This window comes from Pseudomonas sp. J452, from assembly GCF_024666525.1.
In the GTDB taxonomy this organism is placed as follows: Bacteria; Pseudomonadota; Gammaproteobacteria; order Pseudomonadales; family Pseudomonadaceae; genus Aquipseudomonas.
Genome location: NZ_CP088294.1, coordinates 746,057 through 766,264, shown reverse-complemented (window position 1 = coordinate 766,264; position 20,208 = coordinate 746,057). Strand labels below are relative to the sequence as shown.

Annotated in this window: 13 protein-coding genes; 12 read left to right on the top strand and 1 reads right to left on the bottom strand. The window is 60.2% G+C overall.

The window, feature by feature from the left end; all coding sequences use genetic code 11:
• Position 1: 1 nt before the first annotated feature.
• Positions 2-1,435 carry a M48 family metalloprotease gene (locus LRS11_RS03380; protein ID WP_260496851.1) on the top strand — a complete coding sequence of 478 codons (1,434 nt, stop codon included), beginning with the start codon at positions 2-4 and terminating at the stop codon, positions 1,433-1,435.
• A 94-nt stretch (positions 1,436-1,529) separates the two neighbouring features.
• Positions 1,530-2,798, top strand: coding sequence for a malic enzyme-like NAD(P)-binding protein (locus tag LRS11_RS03375; RefSeq protein WP_260495514.1), 1,269 nt, complete (start codon positions 1,530-1,532; stop codon positions 2,796-2,798).
• Positions 2,799-2,857: 59 nt separating this feature from the next.
• Here LRS11_RS03375 and LRS11_RS03370 read toward each other — a convergent pair whose 3' ends face one another.
• Complete coding sequence (locus LRS11_RS03370) at positions 2,858-5,269, bottom strand: penicillin-binding protein 1A (RefSeq protein ID WP_260495513.1); 2,412 nt, start codon at positions 5,267-5,269, stop codon at positions 2,858-2,860.
• A 184-nt stretch (positions 5,270-5,453) separates the two neighbouring features.
• On the opposite strand from LRS11_RS03370, the gene LRS11_RS03365 reads away from it, so the two are divergent.
• From LRS11_RS03365 to LRS11_RS03320, 10 genes are all read left to right on the top strand, one after another.
• Positions 5,454-6,518, top strand: a complete 1,065-nt coding sequence (locus LRS11_RS03365; protein ID WP_182832240.1) for a pilus assembly protein PilM — start codon at positions 5,454-5,456, stop codon at positions 6,516-6,518.
• Positions 6,518-7,141, top strand: a complete 624-nt coding sequence (locus tag LRS11_RS03360; protein ID WP_260495512.1) for a PilN domain-containing protein — start codon at positions 6,518-6,520, stop codon at positions 7,139-7,141. Before LRS11_RS03365 ends, LRS11_RS03360 begins: the two co-directional genes overlap by 1 nt.
• Entirely contained in the window at positions 7,141-7,764 is a 624-nt protein-coding gene (pilO, locus tag LRS11_RS03355; protein ID WP_260495511.1) for a type 4a pilus biogenesis protein PilO, read from the top strand. Before LRS11_RS03360 ends, pilO begins: the two co-directional genes overlap by 1 nt.
• Positions 7,761-8,288, top strand: coding sequence for a type 4a pilus biogenesis lipoprotein PilP (pilP, locus tag LRS11_RS03350; RefSeq protein WP_260495510.1), 528 nt, complete (start codon positions 7,761-7,763; stop codon positions 8,286-8,288). The genes pilO and pilP overlap by 4 nt, the downstream gene beginning before the upstream one ends.
• 53 nt (positions 8,289-8,341) lie before the next feature.
• Positions 8,342-10,399, top strand: coding sequence for a type IV pilus secretin PilQ (gene pilQ / locus LRS11_RS03345; RefSeq protein ID WP_260495509.1), 2,058 nt, complete (start codon positions 8,342-8,344; stop codon positions 10,397-10,399).
• A 4-nt stretch (positions 10,400-10,403) separates the two neighbouring features.
• Entirely contained in the window at positions 10,404-10,922 is a 519-nt protein-coding gene (gene aroK, locus LRS11_RS03340; RefSeq protein WP_260495508.1) for a shikimate kinase AroK, read from the top strand.
• Between the two features lie 50 nt (positions 10,923-10,972).
• The gene (gene aroB / locus LRS11_RS03335; RefSeq protein ID WP_260495507.1) at positions 10,973-12,076 is read left to right on the top strand and encodes a 3-dehydroquinate synthase; all 1,104 of its coding nucleotides are present in this window, start codon (positions 10,973-10,975) and stop codon (positions 12,074-12,076) included.
• 10 nt (positions 12,077-12,086) lie between these two features.
• Positions 12,087-13,715: an AAA family ATPase gene (locus LRS11_RS03330; RefSeq protein WP_260495506.1), complete on the top strand. Its 1,629-nt coding sequence runs from the start codon at positions 12,087-12,089 to the stop codon at positions 13,713-13,715.
• A 470-nt stretch (positions 13,716-14,185) separates the two neighbouring features.
• On the top strand, positions 14,186-18,631 hold the full coding sequence (gene gltB, locus LRS11_RS03325; protein ID WP_260495505.1) for a glutamate synthase large subunit: 4,446 nt from the start codon (positions 14,186-14,188) through the stop codon (positions 18,629-18,631).
• Positions 18,632-18,663: 32 nt separating this feature from the next.
• Positions 18,664-20,082 (top strand): FAD-dependent oxidoreductase, encoded by a 1,419-nt coding sequence (locus tag LRS11_RS03320; protein ID WP_260495504.1) that lies wholly within the window; start codon positions 18,664-18,666, stop codon positions 20,080-20,082.
• The last annotated feature ends 126 nt before the right edge of the window (positions 20,083-20,208 follow it).

The following is a 20,208-nucleotide window of genomic DNA, read 5'->3' as shown; positions in this document are numbered from 1 at the left end:
TGTGCGTGTTGCGTTGCTGCTGTTGTTGCTGGGTCAGTTGGTGGGTTGTGCGGTCAATCCGGCGACCGGACGCAATGACTTCGTGATGATGAGCGAGCAGCAGGAAATCGAGCTGGGCCAGCGCTACAACGAAGAGATCCGCAAGCAGTACCCGCGCTATGCCGACGAGAAGCTGCAGGCCTATGTCCAGCGGGTCGGCGAGCGCGTTGCCCGCTACGGCCATCGCAGCTATCTGAAGTACAGCTTCACGGTGATCGACAGTCCGGACATCAATGCCTTCGCCCTGCCGGGCGGGCATATCTACATTCACCGCGGGCTGATGGCCTATCTCAGTTCGGAAGCCGAGCTGGCAGCAGTGCTCGGCCATGAAGTCGGCCATGTCACGGCGCGTCACAGCGTGCGCCAGCAGAGCCAGTCGACCGCCTGGGGGCTGCTCGGTCAGGCCGTGGCCATCGGCACCGGCGTCGGCGCCGCGGGCGATCTGACCAATGCCCTGGGTGGGGCCTTTGTCAGTGGTTACGGCCGCGACATGGAGCTGGAGGCAGACGGTCTCGGCGCCCAGTACCTGGCGCGTAGCGGCTATGACCCGCAGGCGATGATCGAAGTGGTCAAGGTGCTCAAGAGCCAGGAAGACTTCGCCCGCGACCAGGCTCAGGCCAAGGGGCAGGAGGTACCGCCGGCGGGCTACCATGGTCTGTTCGATACCCACCCGGACAACGATACACGTCTGCGTCAGGTGGTGGCCGCTGCCAGTCCGCTGGCCACCGGGCAGGGCGAAGTCGGCCGGGATGTCTACCTGAAGCATATCGAGGGGATGCCCTTCGGCGATTCGGCCGAGGCCGGCGTGCGTCGTGGCCAGCGTTTCTACCATTCAGGTCTGGATTTCACCCTGGCCTTCCCGCAGGGCTGGGAGCTGATCAATCGCGCCGATGCGCTGATCGTGCACAGCGCCGATCAGCAGGCGTTCGTGGTCATGAGTCTGGAGCCACTGCCCAAGACGCTGAGCGCCGAGCAGTACCTGCAGCAGCGTGCCGGGCGTCAGCAGTTGGTGCAGCAAAACAACTTCCGCCAGGCTGGCCTGGATGTCGCGACGGCCGTAGTGCCAGGCACGGCGGCCAAGCGCGTGGCGGTGATCGCGCGTGAACGCCAGGCCTTTCTGTTTATCGGCGCGGTCAAGGGGCATGCCTCCCTGGAAAGCGAGGATGAGCGTTTCCTTGAGGTGGTGCGCAGCTTCCGGCCCTTGCAGGCGCAGGAGCAGGCCTTGAGCGAGCCGCGTCGCCTGCGCCTGCAGCAGTTCAAGGCGGGTCAGAGTCTGGATGAGCTGAGCAAGAAGATGAGTGGCGAGGGCGATCAGTTGGTGCGTTTGCGCCTGCTCAATGGCCTCTATCCAGAGGGGCAACCGAGCCCCGGTGACTGGCTGAAAACGGTGCGGTAGGCGGTCGCAGCCCCCGCGGCTCGGCTTGTGGGGCGATGCCTTCTTGCGTATGCTCGCTCGCCTGCGTTTCACAGCAAAAGCGGAAATAGCCAACATGTCTGATCTGAAAACTGCCGCTCTCGAGTACCACGCTCATCCCCGTCCGGGCAAACTGAGCGTGGAACTGACCAAGCCCACCGCCACCGCCCGCGATTTGTCCCTGGCCTACAGCCCGGGTGTGGCTGAGCCGGTGCGCGAAATTGCCCGCGATGCCGAACTGGCTTATCGCTACACCGGCAAGGGTAACCTGGTGGCAGTGATCTCCGATGGAACCGCCATTCTCGGTCTGGGCAACCTCGGCCCGCTGGCCTCCAAGCCGGTGATGGAAGGCAAGGGCGTGCTGTTCAAGCGCTTCGCCGGTATCGACGTGTTCGACATCGAAGTCGAGTCCGAGAGCCCGCAGGCCTTCATCGACACCGTGCGTCGTATCTCCATCACCTTCGGCGGGATCAACCTCGAAGACATCAAGGCACCCGAGTGCTTCGAGATCGAGCGTACGCTGATCGAGCAGTGCGATATCCCGGTATTCCACGATGACCAGCACGGCACCGCCATTGTCACCGCGGCCGGCATGCTCAACGCCCTGGAAATCGCCGGCAAGACCTTGCCGGAAGCCAAGATCGTCTGCCTCGGTGCCGGTGCTGCCGCCATCTCCTGCATGAAGCTGCTGGTCAGCATGGGCGCCAAGGTCGAGAACATCTTCATGCTCGACCGCAAGGGCGTGATCCATGCCGCGCGCGACGACCTCAATCAGTACAAGGCGGTGTTCGCTCATCAGACTGACAAGCGCACCCTGTCCGAAGCGCTGGATGGTGCCGATGTGTTCGTCGGTCTGTCTGGGGCCAACCTGCTTAGCCCTGAAGACCTCAAGCGCATGGCGCGTGACCCTATCGTGTTCGCCTGCTCCAACCCGGATCCGGAAATCAAGCCGGAGCTGGCCCGCGAGGCGCGCCCGGATGTGATCATGGCGACTGGTCGTTCGGACTACCCGAACCAGGTCAACAACGTGCTCGGCTTCCCCTTCATCTTCCGTGGTGCGCTTGATGTTCGCGCGACCCGCATCAACGAAGAAATGAAGATCGCTGCTGCCAATGCCTTGCGTGAACTGGCCAAGCTGCCGGTGCCGCAGGAAGTCTGCGATGCCTACGGCGGTATTTCGCTGTCCTTTGGTCGTGAGTACATCATTCCGAAGCCGATGGATGTGCGTCTGATTACTGTCGTATGCGATGCGGTGGCCAAGGCTGCTATTGAAAGCGGCGTAGCTACCCTGCCGTATCCGAAGCACTATCCGCTGCAGTCGGTGGATGACGTGTTCAACGGCTGATCTCTCACCCAATAAAAAACCCCGCGATTGCGGGGTTTTTTATTGGGTGTCTGTCCTGCTTAAAACAGATCGATAGGTGTGGCTTCGTCAGCCGGCAATGGGCTACCTGGGATGGCCAGGCCGTCCAGTTCGCTGGTTGGCGGCGGCGAGTCCTCGCTCTTGAATAGCTCGAAGTAGGCGTCGGGCGCGCCAGGTGAGGCGGCACGGCCGCTGATCGGATCGATGCGCAGGGTCAGCAGGCCAGCCGGCTCGGGTGGCAGGTGCTCGGGCTTGTCCTTGAGAGCTGCGCTCATGTAGCTCATCCAGATCGGCAGCGCCACGGTGCCGCCGTACTCGTGGCGGCCGAGGCTTTCCGGCTGATCGAAGCCGGACCAGACGGTGGTGACATAGTCGGCGTTATAGCCGGAGAACCAGCTGTCCTTGGACTCGTTGGTGGTGCCGGTCTTGCCCGCCAGGTCGCCACGCCCCATGGCCAGCGCGCGGCGGCCGGTGCCGCGCTTGATCACGTCCTGCAGCATGTTGGTGAGGATGTAGGCAGTGCGCTCGTCGACGATCTGTTCGGCAATTACCGGTTTGATTATTTCGGCATTGGGATCCTGCGACAGCGCGACAGCATTCTGCTCTTCCAGGTTGTTCGCACTGATCGCCGTGCGCGGCGGGTTGGCGATGAACAATGCCTTGCCGTCTCGGCTGTCGATGCGTTCGATCAGGTAGGGCTGGATCTTGTAGCCGCCATTGGCAAAGGCGGTCCAGCCGGTGGCGATTTCCAGCGGGGTGAGGTTGGCGGTACCGAGTGCCAGCGACAGGTTGCGCGGCAAGTCCTGCTTATTGAAGCCGAAGTTGCTGATGTAGTTGAGGCTGTAGTCGATGCCGATGGTCTGCAGCAGGCGAATCGATACCAGGTTGCGCGACTTGTACAAGGCTTCGCGCAGGCGGATTGGGCCGAGGAAGGTGTTGTTGTCGTTCTTCGGTCGCCAGGCCTCATCCATGCCGGCCTCCTGGAACACGATGGGGGCATCGTTGACCAGGCTGGCGGCGGTGAAGCCGCTGTCGAGGGCGGCGCTATAGATGAATGGTTTGAAGCTGGAGCCGGGTTGGCGCTTGGCCTGGGCGGCACGGTTGTAATTGCTCTGCTCGAAGGAGAAGCCGCCGACCAGGGCACGGATGGCGCCGTTCTGTGGGTCGAGTGAGACCAGTGCGCTCTGTGCGGCCGGAATCTGGCGGAACAGCAGATTATTGTCCTTGGCTTCGCGCTCGACGCGCACCAGGTCGCCGATCTGTACCACGTCGGCTGGCTGCTGCGGACGCGGTCCCAGGCTGTTGGTGTTGAGGAAGGGGCGTGCCCATTTCATGCTGTCCCAGGCGACCGGGGATTCCTGGCCGCTGCGGTCGAGCACCAGAATGCCACTCTTTTCGACCTGGCTGACGATCATCGGCTCCAGGCCGCCAATGCTTTTGTGCTTGCTCAGCTCCTGCAGCCAGGCCTCGCGGGTCAGGCCGGGTAGGCGGGTTTCCGGGCCGCGGTAGCCGTGGCGTTGGTCATAGCTGATCAGGCCATCATGCAGGGACTGATTGGCGGCCTCCTGCAATGCTGCGGGTATGGTGGTGGTGACGCGGAACCCTTCGGTATAGGCGTCGCTGCCATAGCGGCCGACCATTTCTGCACGGGCCATTTCTGCAATATAGGGTGCATTCAGTTCTGGCGGCTGGACATGGTGGCGGACAGCGACAGGCTCCGCGACGGCGGAGTCATAACGGGCCTGATCAATGGCGCCGAGCTTGAGCATGCGTCCGAGAATCCAGTCGCGGCGCTCCATGCTGCGCTCGGGGTTGATCAGTGGGTTATAGCGTGATGGGGCCTTGGGCAGGCCGGCAATCATGGCCATCTGGGCCAGGCTGGTCTCGCGGATCGACTTGCCGTAATAGACCTGTGCCGCAGCCTCAATGCCGTAGGCGCGGTTGCCCAGGTAAATCTTGTTGACGTAGAGCTCGAGGATTTCGTTCTTGCTCAGTTCTCGTTCGATCTGCAGGGCCAGGAGGATTTCACTGATCTTGCGTGAGAAGCTGCGTTCGTTGGTGAGGAAGAAGTTCTTCGCCACCTGCATGGTGATGGTGCTGCCGCCAGTCTGGATGTGGCCGCTTGATAATAACTGAGTGGCAGCGCGCATCAGGCTGGTGAAGTCGACGCCATAATGATTGGCAAAATTGTCGTCTTCGGCTGCCAGCAGCGCGTGGATGAAGTCCTGAGGGATGTCCTCGAAGCGGATAGGCGAGCGGCGCATCTCGCCAAATTCGGCAATCAGCTTGTTATCGCTGCTGTAGACCCGCAGGGGAATCTGGAGCTGGATGCTGCGCAGCGACTCGACGGATGGCAGGCCGGGGCTAAGATAGAGGAAGGCGCCGCTGAAACTGAGGGTTAGCCCACAAAAAACGGCGACACAAGACCACCAGAAAAACTTCAGCAGGCGCATTAGGGCTCTTGGATTTCCAGATAAAAGAATGGGTTAAGCGCTGGTTGGTGCGAAAAGAGAAAAACTGTTCACATTATAAGCGGTTTTTTTGCAGGGTAGCCATTTGCGCTTCTGTCAAGACTGCTATTTAATGTGGAAAAACATAAATAGTCCGTAAGTCTCGGATGCAGATAGGAAATCGGTCGTGCTAGGGCTCTTCAATAAGAAAGCGAACACGCTTCTGGGGATCGACATCAGTTCGACCTCGGTCAAGCTCCTCGAATTGAGTCGCTCAGGAAGCCGCTACAAAGTAGAGGCCTACGCTGTCGAGCCGCTCCCCCCAAACGCTGTCGTCGAAAAGAACATTGCCGAGCTGGAAGGTGTCGGGCAGGCGCTTTCGCGGGTGTTGGCCAAGGCCAAGACCGGTGTGCGTTCGGTTGCCGTTGCCGTTGCCGGTTCTGCGGTGATCACCAAGACGATCGAAATGGAGTCCGGTCTCAACGATGACGAGCTGGAAAATCAGCTGAAGATCGAAGCAGACCAATACATCCCCTATCCGCTGGAAGAGGTTGCCATCGACTTCGAGGTTCAGGGTGCATCTGCACGCAACCCGGAACGCGTCGAAGTGCTGCTGGCGGCTTGCCGGAAAGAGAACGTCGAGGTCCGTGAGGCAGCCCTGGCGTTGTCCGGGCTTACTGCCAAGGTCGTCGATGTCGAAGCCTATGCGCTTGAGCGTGCCTACGGTTTGCTTGCCGCTCAGCTGGGCAGTGGTCATGACGAGCTGACGGTCGCAGTGGTCGACATTGGCGCGACCATGACCACGCTAAGTGTTCTGCATAATGGGCGAACCATCTACACCCGCGAGCAGATGTTTGGTGGTCGTCAGCTGACTGAAGAAATTCAGCGGCGCTACGGCCTGTCGGTAGAAGAAGCCGGGCTGGCCAAGAAGCAGGGCGGCCTGCCGGATGACTACGACAGTGAAGTGCTGCAGCCATTCAAGGAAGCTGTGGTGCAGCAGGTCTCTCGTTCGCTGCAGTTCTTCTTCGCTGCTGGGCAGTTCAATGATGTCGACTACATCCTGCTTGCGGGAGGGACGGCATCTATCCCGGATCTTGATCGACTGATTCAGCAAAAGATCGGTACTCCTACCCAGGTTGCCAACCCGTTTGCCGATATGGCGCTGGGTAGCAAGGTCAATGCGGGTGCGCTTGCAAGTGACGCACCGTCCTTGATGATTGCCTGTGGTCTGGCGATGAGGAGTTTTGACTGATGGCACGGATCAACCTTCTTCCCTGGCGCGAACAGCTGCGAGAAGAGCGCAAGCAGCGTTTTCTGGTAGCCCTTGGTGGCGTACTTGTGGTTTCGGCGGGCTTGGTATTTCTCGCCGGTCAATATTTGAACTCGGCCATTGAGCAGCAGACTGCGCGTAACGAATTCGTGCGCAAGGAAATTGCAGTGCTCGATGCTCGAATCAAAGAAATCAGCGAGCTGAAAACTCGTCGTGAGCAGCTGCTTGAGCGGATGAAAATCATCCAGGATCTGCAGGGCAATCGTCCAATCATTGGCCGGGTTTTTGATCAGTTCGTGCGTACCCTGCCCGATGGTGTCTTTTTCACCGAGTTGAAGATGACGGGCAAGTCGATCGCCATAACAGGCGCTGCAGAGTCGAATAACCGGGTTTCCAACCTTATGCGTAACCTGGACTCGTCCGATTGGCTGAAAGAACCGAACTTGACCGAGGTCAAGGCCATTACCGCAGGTGCGGTCGATCAGGCCAACGTATTCAAACTCACCGTCAAGCAGACTCGGCCGGGTGAAGAGGCTGAGGAAGAGGCTGTTGTCGAGAAAGGTGGCAAGAAAAAGACACAGGGCAAAGCAGGAGGTAAAAAATAATGAGCCTTTCTGAGTCTCTGGAGTCTTTGCGCAAGGTCGATTTTTCTGATCTTGACTTTAATAATGTTGGGTCTTGGCCCGTAGCGGTTAAAGGCATAGCCTGCATATTGCTGCTAATCGGTGCTGTTGCTCTCGGCTACTATCTTTACCTGCAGGATCTGCAGGGGGGGCTGGATATTAAGCGCGCCGAGGAGGGAGCACTGAAACAGCAGTTTTCTACAAAGGCTTTTCAGGCCGCCAATCTGGACGCTTACAAGGTGCAGATGACGGAAATGGAAGAGTCATTTGGTGCATTGCTGCGGCAGTTGCCTAGCGATACTGAAGTACCAGGCTTGCTTGAGGATATTACCAGGACTGGCTTAGGAAGTGGCTTGGAGTTTGAAGAAATCAAGCTTCAGCCAGAGGTGACTCAGCAGTTCTATATTGAGCTCCCCATTCAGATATCGGTGGTTGGCAGTTACCACGATCTGGCTACATTTGTCAGTGGCGTTGCCAGTCTGCCGCGAATTGTGACACTGCACGATTTCGAGATTAAACCAGCTGAGGCAGATAGCGTTTCGCGGTTGAATATGAGTGTTCTTGCGAAAACCTATCGATACAACGACCAGGAGCTGAAGAAATGACAGTCGTTCGTTTGTTCTTTAGCGTGTTACTGGCTTCTGCCCTGTCTGGTTGCATGGGAGGCAATGATTTTTCTGACCTGCAAACGTTTATGGATCAGGAGCGCGCTCGCCCCAAGGGTTCCATTGAGCCTTTGCCAAAATTTCAGCCTTATGAAGCTTTTACTTATGGTGCCGCTGCGCTCCGCAGCCCGTTCCAGCCACCGATAAAAATTGATCTTGCGGCGCAGCAGAAAGGCTCGAAAGATATCAAGCCTGATGAGGCGCGTGTTCGTCAGTTCCTTGAAGGCTTCAATATTGAAACTTTCGAGATGGTCGGAACCTTGGCCAATGATGGGGCTACCTATGCACTGGTTCGTGGTGCGGGTGGCGTGCATCGAGTCAAGGTCGGTGATTATCTGGGGCGCAATCACGGTCGAGTGACCCTGGTTGACGAGGCAAAAGTGGATGTGACTGAAATTGTTCCCGATGGTGAGGGTGGATGGCTCGAGCGTCCTCGCAGTCTTACTCTCAAAGAGCGCTCTTAATGGCGGGGTCAATCATGAAAAACAATTATAGATCTGCAGAATGGAACAGGCTGATGAATAGCTCTTTATCTCGTCTTGGCATTTCGCTTGTTGTTGCCATGTTTGCGCCTGCATTGCTGGCTGCAAACCTCGAAGCTCTAGATGTGGCTTCGCTACCTGGTGACAAAGTCGAACTGAAGCTTACTTTCGACGAGCCTGTTGCTGCCCCGCGGGGCTACACCATTGAGCAGCCAGCTCGAATTGCGCTGGATATGCCCGGCGTTGCCAATAAACTGGGTGCGAAGAATCGTGAGCTTGGTGTGGGCAATGCACGTAGCGTGACGGTTGTAGAAGCAAAAGATCGTACCCGCCTGATTATCAACCTCTCTACTCTCGCTCCATACAGCACTCGTGCCGATGGCAAGAGTCTCTATGTGGTTGTGGGTGATACTGCGAATGTAAGTGCGGCGCAGAGTGGCTCAAGCGCGGTTCCTCAACCAGTGCAGGCATATGCGCCAGTCGGTCGTGCAATCAAGGGTATTGATTTTCAGCGCGGCGAAATGGGCGAAGGCAATGTTGTCATCGATTTGTCCGATCCGACTGTGAGTCCGGATATCCAGGAGCAGGGTGGCAAGATTCGTCTGGACTTCGCCAAGACTCAATTACCTGAGGCATTGCGTGCTCGTCTGGATGTGAAAGACTTTGCAACTCCGGTTCAATTCGTTAACGCAGTGGCCAAGGGCGATGGTGCTTCCGTAACTGTAGAGCCTACTGGTTTCTATGATTACCTGGTGTTCCAGGCAGATAACAAGCTGACCATCAGTGTTAAGCCGCTCACTCAGGACGATGTAGAGAAGCGTAAGGCTGAGCGTTTTGCCTACACCGGCGAGAAGCTTTCGCTGAATTTCCAGGATATTGATGTTCGTTCGGTTCTCCAGCTGATTGCTGACTTCACCGATCTGAACCTAGTGGCCAGCGACACGGTGCAGGGCAACATCACTCTGCGTTTGCAGAATGTGCCATGGGACCAAGCGCTGGATCTGGTGCTGAAGACTCGTGGGCTCGATAAGCGCAAGGTCGGCAATGTGCTTCTGGTGGCGCCGGCTGACGAAATTGCGGCCCGTGAGCGTCAGGAGCTTGAGGCCAAGCAGCAGCTGGCTGAACTGGCTCCGCTGCGTCGTGAGGTGGTTCAACTGAACTACGCCAAGGCCTCCGATATCGCCAAGCTTTTTGAGGATGCAAACGATCAGGGCAGTCTGGAGAAGGACGTGCGCGGCAAGATCATTTTCGATGATCGAACCAACAGCCTGATCGCTTATCTGACTCAGGAGCGAATAGACGAGCTGCGCCGTATCGTGACTCAGCTCGATATTCCGGTGCGCCAGGTGATGGTCGAGGCCCGTATCGTCGAAGCGAACGTGGATTTTGACAAAGAGCTGGGGGTTGAGTGGCGTGGTGTGGGGCTTGGTGACAACAACTGGGTTGCTGGTGGCAGCAACAGTCTCGAGAAGGACACCGATCCGCTGGAGTTTCAGGCCGGTAACTTTGTTGATCTCGGTGCAGCAGGTCGTACTGCGGGGCTGAACCTGGGCTTCATCACCGATAATACTCTGCTGGATCTTGAGCTGTCGGCCATGGAGAAGACCGGTAACGGTGAAATCATTTCCCAGCCGAAGGTCGTTACCTCGGATAAGGAAACCGCCAAGATCCTCAAGGGTGCGAAGATTCCGTATCCGGAAGCTTCCTCCAGTGGTGCAGCCACCACGGCTTTCGCCGAGGCCAACCTGTCCCTGGAGGTCACGCCGCAGATTACCCCGGATAATCGTGTGATTATCGAGGTGAAGGTCAACAAGGATGCGGCGGATTTCTCCAACCAAGTGAATGGTACACCTTCGATTCTGACTAACGAAGTCAATGCAAAGGTACTGGTGAGCGACGGTGAAACCATCGTGATCGGCGGTATTTTCAGTAACACGCAGTCCAAGTCTGTCGACAAGGTGCCGTTGCTGGGTGATATGCCGTATATCGGTCGCCTGTTCCGTCGTGACGTGGTTCAGGATTCCAAGTCTGAGCTACTGGTGTTCCTCACCCCGCGTATCATGAACAATCAAGCCATTGCAGTGAGCCCGTGATGCTGTGCGGAATTTGATACTGGTTGGCCCGATGGGGGCTGGTAAAAGCACCATCGGGCGGTTGTTGGCAAAAGAGTTGAAACTGCAGTTCAAGGATTCAGACAAGGAAATCGAGCAGCGTACCGGTGCCGATATTCCCTGGATCTTTGATGTGGAGGGTGAGCAAGGCTTTCGTGAGCGCGAGCAGTCGATGATCGCGGAGCTTTGCGAGCTTTCTGGTGCGGTGATCGCGACGGGCGGCGGCGTGGTATTGCGCCTCGAGAACCGCCAGGCGCTTAGTACTGGTGGTCGTGTGGTTTATCTGCATGCGTCAGTTGAGCAGCAGTTGGATCGCACTTCTCGTGATCGCAATCGCCCGCTCTTGCGTAACTCTGACCCCGCTAAAGTGCTCGCCAATCTGATGGAAATTCGCGACCCGTTGTACCGCGAGATCGCTGATGTGATTGTCGAGACCGATGAGCGCCCGCCACGCATGGTGGTGCAGGAAATCATCGACCGACTTGATGCGCTTGCTCCCCATTAAAGGACAGGCCTAACTGCGCTATCCTAGTGCCCTTTCATAACGGGGGCGTCATGCGGACTCTTACAGTCGATCTAGGTGAGCGCAGTTATCCCATCTACATAGGTGCGGGTCTGCTGGCTCGTGCCGATCTGTTCAAGGCGCATCTGGCGGGACGCCAGGTGGCTATCGTAACCAACGAAACCGTTGCTCCACTCTATCTGCAAAAGCTCGAGGCCAGCTTGGCTGGCTGCGAACTGACGGCAATCGTGCTGCCCGATGGCGAAGCCTTCAAGACATGGGAAACCCTTCAGCTGATTTTCGACGGTCTGTTGCAGGCTCGACATGATCGCCGTACCACCGTGATTGCCCTGGGCGGCGGTGTGATTGGTGATATGGCGGGGTTCGCTGCAGCCTGTTACCAGCGTGGGGTGGATTTCATTCAGGTGCCGACCACGCTGCTGTCCCAGGTTGACTCGTCTGTCGGTGGCAAGACCGGGATCAATCATCCGCTGGGCAAGAACATGATTGGGGCTTTCTATCAGCCCCAGGCCGTGATTATCGATACCGCGGTGCTGGCGACCCTGCCTGTGCGCGAGTTGTCTGCAGGATTAGCCGAAGTCATCAAATACGGCCTGATTTGCGATGAAGACTTCCTGGCCTGGCTTGAACAGCATATCGATGCGCTGCGTGCCCTCGATGGCCAGGCACTCATCGAGGCAATCGAACGCTCCTGTGCTGCCAAGGCGCGAGTTGTCGGGGCGGATGAGCGTGAGTCCGGGCTGCGTGCGATTCTCAACCTCGGCCATACATTTGGTCATGCCATAGAAACCCATATGGGCTATGGCGTCTGGCTGCATGGCGAGGCAGTTGGCGCTGGAACTGCAATGGCGCTGGAGATGTCTACGCGCCTGGGGTGGATTTCCTCGGATGAGCGAGACCGCGCGTTGCGGCTGCTGATCAAGGCTGGTCTGCCAGTGGTGCCACCTGCTGAGATGACGCCCGAGCATTTCCTCGAACACATGGCGGTAGACAAGAAGGTCCTCGATGGCCGTATGCGCCTGGTGTTGCTGCGCCGCATGGGCGAAGCCACCGTGACCGATGAGTTTCCGCGTGAAGTGTTAGATGCCACGCTGAGTGCTGATTACAGCGCTCTGGTGGCACAACTTGATCAATAACGAGAGCTCCATGACCAGTCTGCATGCCGATGAGGCCTATCTGGGCCATTACCAGTTCAGCCATGACCCGTTCGCTGCACGCGTTCCTGGTTTTCGTTTCTTCCCGGCGCAGCGCAAACCGGTGCTCGGGCAGCTGCATCATCTCGCGCGCTACAGCCAACTGCTGTTGGTGGTCACTGGCCCGCTCGGTAGCGGCAAGACACTGCTGCGTCAGGCACTGGTTGCCAGTACCAACAAGCAGGCCGTGCATAGCGTGGTTGTCTCTGCGCGTGGCGCGGGAGATGTGGCCGGTGTTCTGCGTCAGGTTGCTCAGGGCTTGGGGATTCAGCAGCTGGATGTGCGCAGCATCCTGGCGCACATTGCCCAGTTGGCGCTTACCGGTCAGGAAGTCTATCTGCTGGTCGACGATGCCGAGCTGTTGGCAGATGCTGCCATTGAAGGTCTGCTGACCTTGGCGGCGGGTACCGCCGAAGCTCGCCCGCATGTATTCCTGTTTGCCGAGCCTGAGCTTGTCTCGCGCCTGGACGCTCTGGCTGACGGTGAGGAGCGCTTCCATGCGATCGAACTGCTGCCTTACAGCGAGGATGAAACTCGCGAATATCTGGCGCAGCGCCTGGATGGTGCAGGTCAGGGTGTCGAGCTGCTTACCGATGACCAGGTCAGTGATATCCATATCAGCTCCGGCGGCTGGCCGGGCGGGATCAACCAGGTTGCGCGCGATGTATTGATCGAAGCAATGCTGGCGCAGCGCAGTGCCGCGAGCGCGGCAAGTGGTGCGCTTGGTTTGCCGAAGAAGCATCTGTTGGCGGTGGCAGTGGTAGTCCTTGGGCTGGGTGCCGCTTGGTTCATGCAGGGGCGCCAGGAGCTTTCGGCTGTGGATGCGCCAGTAGCGGTGCTACCTGATGCGGTAGCGCCAGTGGCGGCAACCGAGAGTGCCGTGCCGGCGCCAGCTACCAAACCTGAGGGGGGCGCCGCCATAGAGTTCGCGGGTACCAGTCAGCCGTTGCCCTTGCCTCTGGTGGGTGAGGCGCAGCCGGTTATTCGTGAACCCTTGGCACAGGCTTCCGGTATGGACGAAGGTGAGGAGGGTGGTGAGGCGGAAAGCCTGACGGCTTTGCCTTCTGCGCAGCCTATTGCCCAGGCGGATCCCGTCGCTGCGCCAGCACCAGTCGCTCCGGTTGCGCCTGTGGTGCCGGTTGCTCCAGTGCAACCGGTCGCTGCGGTTGCTCAGTCGGTGCGGCCTATTGCCGCGCCAGCTCCTGCTCCGGTGGTGGCGGCCAAGCCGGCTCCTGTAGTCAAGCCGGTAGCGGTCAAGCCTGCGCCAGTCGCTGTGGCCAAGGTTGGTTCTGCCAGTACCGGTTGGTACGGTGCGCAGCCAGCCAGTCAGTTTGCCCTGCAGATCCTCGGTACCCGCTCGGAGGCAGGTGCCCAGACCTTCGTGAGTAAGAACGGCGCCGAGTACCGCTACTTCAAGAAGATGCACCAGGGGCAGCCACTGTATGTAGTGACCTATGGCAAGTTCTCCAGTCGGGCGGCGGCGCAAGCGGCGATCAAGTCGCTGCCGGCTAGCGTGCAGGCCGGTAAGCCGTGGCCGCGTAGCTTTGCCAGTATTCAGCAAGAGGCGGTGCAGGCTCGTTAGAGCCTGCCTTGGATCCCTTGATTGTCGACCGTGCTGCGTTGCAACGCAGTAACAGCCGAAGGCTGGTCAATTGGGCTCGGCAAGCCGCTTACGGCTAACGCGCTTCAGCGCGGTCCGAAGGGCGAGTGAAGCGAGTACTGCTCATTTACACCTCGTGAACTCCGCGCCCTCGCCCAATTGCGCCTTGCCCGGCTCTCGCTCAAAAGATCCCAGGCAGGTTCTAAGTGGCCTGTGATTTGCCTGTCATTTGGTGACCGGTCGGTGCTAGCACGAGCCGTCGGTCGCTGCCTTTCGCTAGTGCGACATAAGAATTCATCCCGCCGTCACGAAGATTTGTGACGTCAGGGGTGCGTATGTACAATGTCTGCCCTTTGCCTGCACCAAGCTGGAGCTTGCTCCTGCGCGCGCGGCAGGTAGGTCGATGAATTAGAAAGCAATTTGCCTTTAAAGGCAGCCTGGTGAGAGTCCCTATGAAAGCAGGTCTGTACCATCCTGATGAGTTCAAGGATAACTGCGGCTTCGGTTTGATCGCCCATATGCAGGGCGAGGCAAGCCATCACTTGCTGCAGACTGCCATTGAAGCCCTGACCTGTATGACCCACCGCGGCGGGATTAACGCCGACGGCAAGACCGGTGACGGTTGTGGTCTGCTGATCCAGAAGCCGGACCAGTTCCTGCGCGCCATGTCCGTGCAGCATTTCAGCGTCGAGCTGCCGCAGCAGTACGCCGTCGGCATGGTGTTCTTCAACCAGGACAACGCCAAGGCCGAAGCCGCGCGCGCGAACATGAATCGCGAAATCCTCGCCGCCGGTCTGACCCTGGTCGGCTGGCGCAAGGTGCCGGTCGATACCAGCGTACTCGGCCGCCTGGCCCTGGAGCGCCTGCCACAGATCGAGCAGGTGTTCATCGGCGGCGAAGGCCTGTCCGACCAGGAATTCGCCATCAAGCTGTTCAGCGCCCGTCGTCGCTCCTCGGTGGCCAACGCCGCCGACACCGACCACTACATCTGCAGCTTTTCGCCCAAGACCATCATCTATAAAGGCCTGATGATGCCGGCCGACCTGCAGCAGTTCTACCCGGACCTGGGTGACGAGCGTCTGCAGACCGCCATTTGCGTATTCCACCAGCGTTTCTCCACCAACACCCTGCCGAAATGGCCGCTGGCGCAGCCGTTCCGCTTCCTCGCCCACAACGGCGAGATCAACACCATCACCGGCAACCGCAACTGGGCCCAGGCCCGTCGCACCAAGTTTGCCAACGAGCTGATTCCCGATCTGGAAGAGCTCGGCCCGCTGGTCAACCGCGTTGGTTCCGACTCCTCGAGCATGGACAACATGCTCGAGCTGATGGTCACCGGCGGCATCGACCTGTTCCGTGGCGTGCGCATGATCATCCCGCCGGCCTGGCAGAACATGGAGACCATGGACGCTGACCTGCGTGCGTTCTATGAGTACAACTCCATGCACATGGAGCCGTGGGACGGCCCGGCCGGCGTGGTGCTGACCGACGGTCGCTACGCGGTCTGCCTGCTCGACCGCAACGGCCTGCGCCCGGCGCGCTGGGTCACCACCAAGAACGGCTACATCACCCTCGCCTCGGAAATCGGCGTGTGGGACTACCAGCCGGAAGACGTGATCGCCAAGGGCCGTGTCGGTCCGGGGCAGATCCTCGCGGTGGATACCGAGACCGGTCAGGTGCTCAACACCGACGACATCGACAATCGCCTGAAGTCGCGCCACCCGTACAAGCAGTGGCTACGTCAGGGCGCCGTGCGCATCCAGGCGACCCTGGCCGACGACCAGGGCGTGGCCAGCTACGACGCTGATCAGCTCAAGCAGTTCATGAAGATGTTCCAGGTCACCTTCGAGGAGCGTGACCAGGTGCTGCGTCCGCTGGCCGAGCAGGGCCAGGAAGCGGTCGGTTCGATGGGCGACGATACGCCGATGGCCGTGCTGTCCAAGCGCGTGCGCTCGACCTATGACTACTTCCGTCAGCAGTTCGCCCAGGTCACCAACCCGCCGATCGACCCGCTGCGCGAAGCCATCGTCATGTCGCTGGAGATCTGCCTCGGTGCCGAGCGCAACATCTTCCAGGAGTCGCCGGCGCATGCCAGCCGCGTGATCCTCAGCTCGCCGGTGATCTCGCCGGCCAAGTGGCGTTCGCTGATGGCCCTCAACGAGCCGGGCTTCGAGCGCCATGTCATCGACCTCAACTATGACGAGAGCATCGGTCTCGAAGCCGCGGTGCGCAATATCGCCGACCAGGCCGAAGAAGCCGTACGTGCTGGCAAGGCCCTGCTGGTGCTGACCGACCGCCACATCGGCCCGGGCAAACTGCCGGCTCACGCCTCGCTGGCTGTGGGTGCCGTGCACCACCGTCTGACCGAGACCGGCCTGCGTTGCGACAGCAACATCCTGGTCGAAACTGCCACCGCCCGTGACCCGCACCACTTCGCCGTGCTGCTCGGTTTCGGCGCCTCGGCGGTGTACCCGTACCTGGCCTACGAAGTGCTGGCCGACCTGATCCGCACCGGCGAAGTGCTCGGCGATCTGGACGAAGTGTTCAAGCACTACCGCAAGGGCATCTCCAAGGGCCTGCTGAAGATCCTGTCGAAGATGGGCATCTCCACGGTTGCTTCCTACCGCGGCGCGCAGCTGTTCGAAGCCGTTGGTCTGGCCGAGGAAGTGGTCGACCTGAGCTTCCGTGGCGTGGCCAGCCGCCTGAAAGGCGCGCGCTTCGTCGATATCGAGGCCGAGCAGAAGCTGCTGGCCGGCGAAGCCTGGAACAACCGCAAGCCGATCCAGCAAGGTGGCCTGCTCAAGTTCGTCTACGGTGGCGAGTACCACGCCTACAACCCGGACGTGGTCAACACCCTGCAGGCCGCCGTGCAGCAGGGCAGCTACGACAAGTACAAGGAATACGCGGCGCTGGTCGATACCCGCCCGGTATCGATGCTGCGTGACCTGCTGCAGGTCAAGTTGGCCGAGCAGCCGCTGCCGCTCGATCAGGTCGAGCCGCTGCAGGCGATCTTCAAGCGTTTCGATGCCGCCGGGATTTCCCTCGGCGCGCTGTCGCCGGAAGCCCACGAAGCCATCGCCGAGGCGATGAACCGCATCGGTGGTCGCTCCAACTCCGGTGAGGGCGGCGAAGACCCGGCCCGTTACGGCACCGTGCGCAGCTCGAAGATCAAGCAGGTGGCCACCGGCCGTTTCGGTGTGACCCCGGAATACCTGGTCAACGCCGAAGTGCTGCAGATCAAAGTGGCTCAGGGCGCCAAGCCCGGTGAAGGCGGCCAGCTGCCCGGCGGCAAGGTCAATGGCCTGATCGCCCGTCTGCGCTATGCGGTACCCGGCGTGACCCTGATCTCACCGCCGCCGCACCACGACATCTACTCGATCGAAGACCTGTCGCAGCTGATTTTCGACCTCAAGCAGGTCAACCCGCAGGCGCTGGTCTCGGTCAAGCTGGTGGCGGAAGCCGGTGTCGGCACCATCGCCGCCGGTGTGGCCAAGGCCTATGCAGATCTGATCACCATCTCCGGCTACGACGGCGGCACCGGCGCTTCGCCGCTGAGCTCGATCAAGTACGCCGGCAGCCCGTGGGAACTCGGCCTGGCTGAAACCCACCAGACCCTGCGCGGCAACGACCTGCGTGGCAAGGTGCGGGTGCAAACCGACGGCGGCCTGAAGACCGGCCTCGACGTGATCAAGGCCGCCATCCTCGGCGCCGAGAGCTTCGGCTTCGGCACCGGGCCGATGGTCGCCCTGGGCTGCAAATACCTGCGCATCTGCCACCTGAACAACTGCGCCACCGGCGTCGCCACGCAGAACGACAAGCTGCGCAAGGACCACTTCATCGGTACCGTCGAGATGGTGGTGAACTACTTCACCTACGTCGCCGAAGATACCCGCGAGTGGCTGGCCAAGCTGGGCGTGCGCAGCCTGGGCGAGCTGATCGGGCGTACCGACCTGCTCGAGATGCTGCCGGGTGAAACCGCCAAGCAGCAGCACCTCGACCTGTCGCCGCTGCTCGGCAGCGATCACGTACCGGCCGACAAGCCGCAGTTCTGCGAAGTCGACCGCAACCCGCCGTTCGACCAGGGCCTGCTGGCCGAGAAGATGGTTGAACTGGCCAAGGCCGCCATCGCCGGCAAGAGCGGCGGCGAGTACGAGCTGGATATCTGCAACTGCGACCGTTCGATCGGCGCGCGGATTTCCGGCGAGATCGCCAAGCAGCACGGCAACCAGGGCATGAAGGACGCACCGCTGACCTTCCGCTTCAAGGGCACCGCTGGGCAGAGCTTCGGTGTATGGAACGCCGGTGGCCTGCACATGTACCTGGAAGGCGACGCCAACGACTACGTCGGCAAGGGCATGACCGGCGGCAAGCTGGTCATCGTTCCGCCCAAGGGCAGCCCGTTCAAGACCCAGGAATCGGCGATCATCGGTAACACCTGCCTGTACGGCGCCACCGGCGGCAAGCTGTTCGCCGTCGGTACCGCGGGCGAGCGTTTCGGTGTGCGTAACTCCGGCGCCCACGCCGTGGTGGAAGGCACCGGTGACCATTGCTGCGAATACATGACCGGCGGCTTCGTCTGCGTGCTGGGCAAGACCGGGGTCAACTTCGGTTCCGGCATGACCGGCGGCTTCGCCTACGTGCTCGACCTGGACAATACCTTCGTCGACCGCGTCAACCACGAGCTGGTGGAAATCCAACGCATCAACAACGAAGCCATGGAAGCCTACCGCAGTCACCTGCGCGGCGTGCTGGCCGAGTATGTGGCGGAGACGACCAGCGAGTGGGGCCGCAACCTGTTGGAAAACCTGGACGACTACCTGCGCAAGTTCTGGCTGGTCAAACCGAAAGCGGCCAGCCTGGGCTCGTTGCTCAGCAGCACCCGTGCTAACCCGCAGTAATTGCGCCTGAAGTAGTTTGATGAGGTTTTGAAATGACTGAACGTCTGAATAACGACTTCCAGTTCATCGAAGTCGGGCGCAAGGATCCGAAGAAGAAGCTCCTGCGCCAGCGCAAAAAGGAGTTCGTGGAAATCTACGAACCCTTCAAGCCGGCCCAGGCCGCCGACCAGGCACACCGTTGCCTGGGCTGCGGCAACCCGTACTGCGAGTGGAAGTGCCCGGTGCACAACTTCATTCCCAACTGGTTGAAGCTGGTTTCCGAGGGCAACATCCTGGCTGCCGCCGAGCTGAGCCACCAGACCAACACCCTGCCGGAAGTCTGCGGCCGCGTGTGCCCGCAGGACCGTCTGTGCGAAGGTGCCTGCACCCTCAACGACGGCTTCGGCGCGGTGACCATCGGTTCGGTGGAGAAGTACATCACCGACACGGCGTTTGCCATGGGCTGGCGTCCGGACATGTCCAAGGTCAAGCCGACCGGCAAGCGCGTGGCGGTGATCGGTGCCGGTCCGGCCGGCCTCGGCTGCGCCGACGTGCTGGTGCGCAACGGCGTGACCCCGGTGGTGTTCGACAAGAACCCGGAAATCGGTGGCCTGCTGACCTTCGGCATCCCCGAGTTCAAGCTGGAAAAGAGCGTACTCAGCCGCCGCCGCGACATCTTCACCGGCATGGGCATCGAGTTCCGCCTGAACACCGAGATCGGCAAGGACATCACCCTGCAGCAGCTGCTGGATGAGTACGATGCCGTGTTCATGGGCATGGGCACCTACACCTACATGAAGGGCGGCTTCCCCGGTGAAGACCTGCCGGGCGTCAGCGATGCCCTCGACTTCCTGATCGCCAACGTCAACCGCAACCTCGGTTTCGAGAAGTCCCCCGAGGACTTCATCGACATGAAGGGCAAGCGCATTGTCGTTCTCGGCGGCGGCGACACGGCGATGGACTGCAACCGCACCTCCATCCGCCAGGGTGCCAAGTCGGTCACTTGCGCCTACCGTCGTGACGAAGAAAACATGCCGGGCTCGCGCAAGGAAGTGAAGAACGCCAAGGAAGAGGGCGTGAAGTTCCTCTTCAACCGCCAGCCCATCGCCATCGTCGGCGAGGACAAGGTGGAAGGCGTCAAGGTGGTCGAGACCCGTCTCGGCGAACCGGACGCCCGTGGCCGTCGCAGCCCCGAGCCGATCCCCGGTTCCGAGGAAATCATCCCGGCCGACGCCGTGCTGATCGCCTTCGGTTTCCGTCCGAGCCCGGCGGCCTGGTTCAGCGACTTCCAGATCGCCACCGACAGCCAGGGCCGCGTGGTGGCGCCGGAGCAGAGCCAGTTCAAGCACCAGACCAGCAACCCGAAGATCTTCGCCGGTGGCGACATGGTCCGTGGTTCCGACCTGGTGGTGACGGCGATCTTCGAAGGCCGCAATGCCGCCGAAGGTATTCTCGACTACCTCGGCGTCTGATCCTCGACGCCCCATCCTGGGGCGTCTGCGCGCCTACGTCCGCTAGCCGCGCGGATCAATCCTCTCTGTACGCAAGCCTCTCAAGACTGCACGCAGCGCGTGCCGGTGCGCTGCCCGTATGCGCTG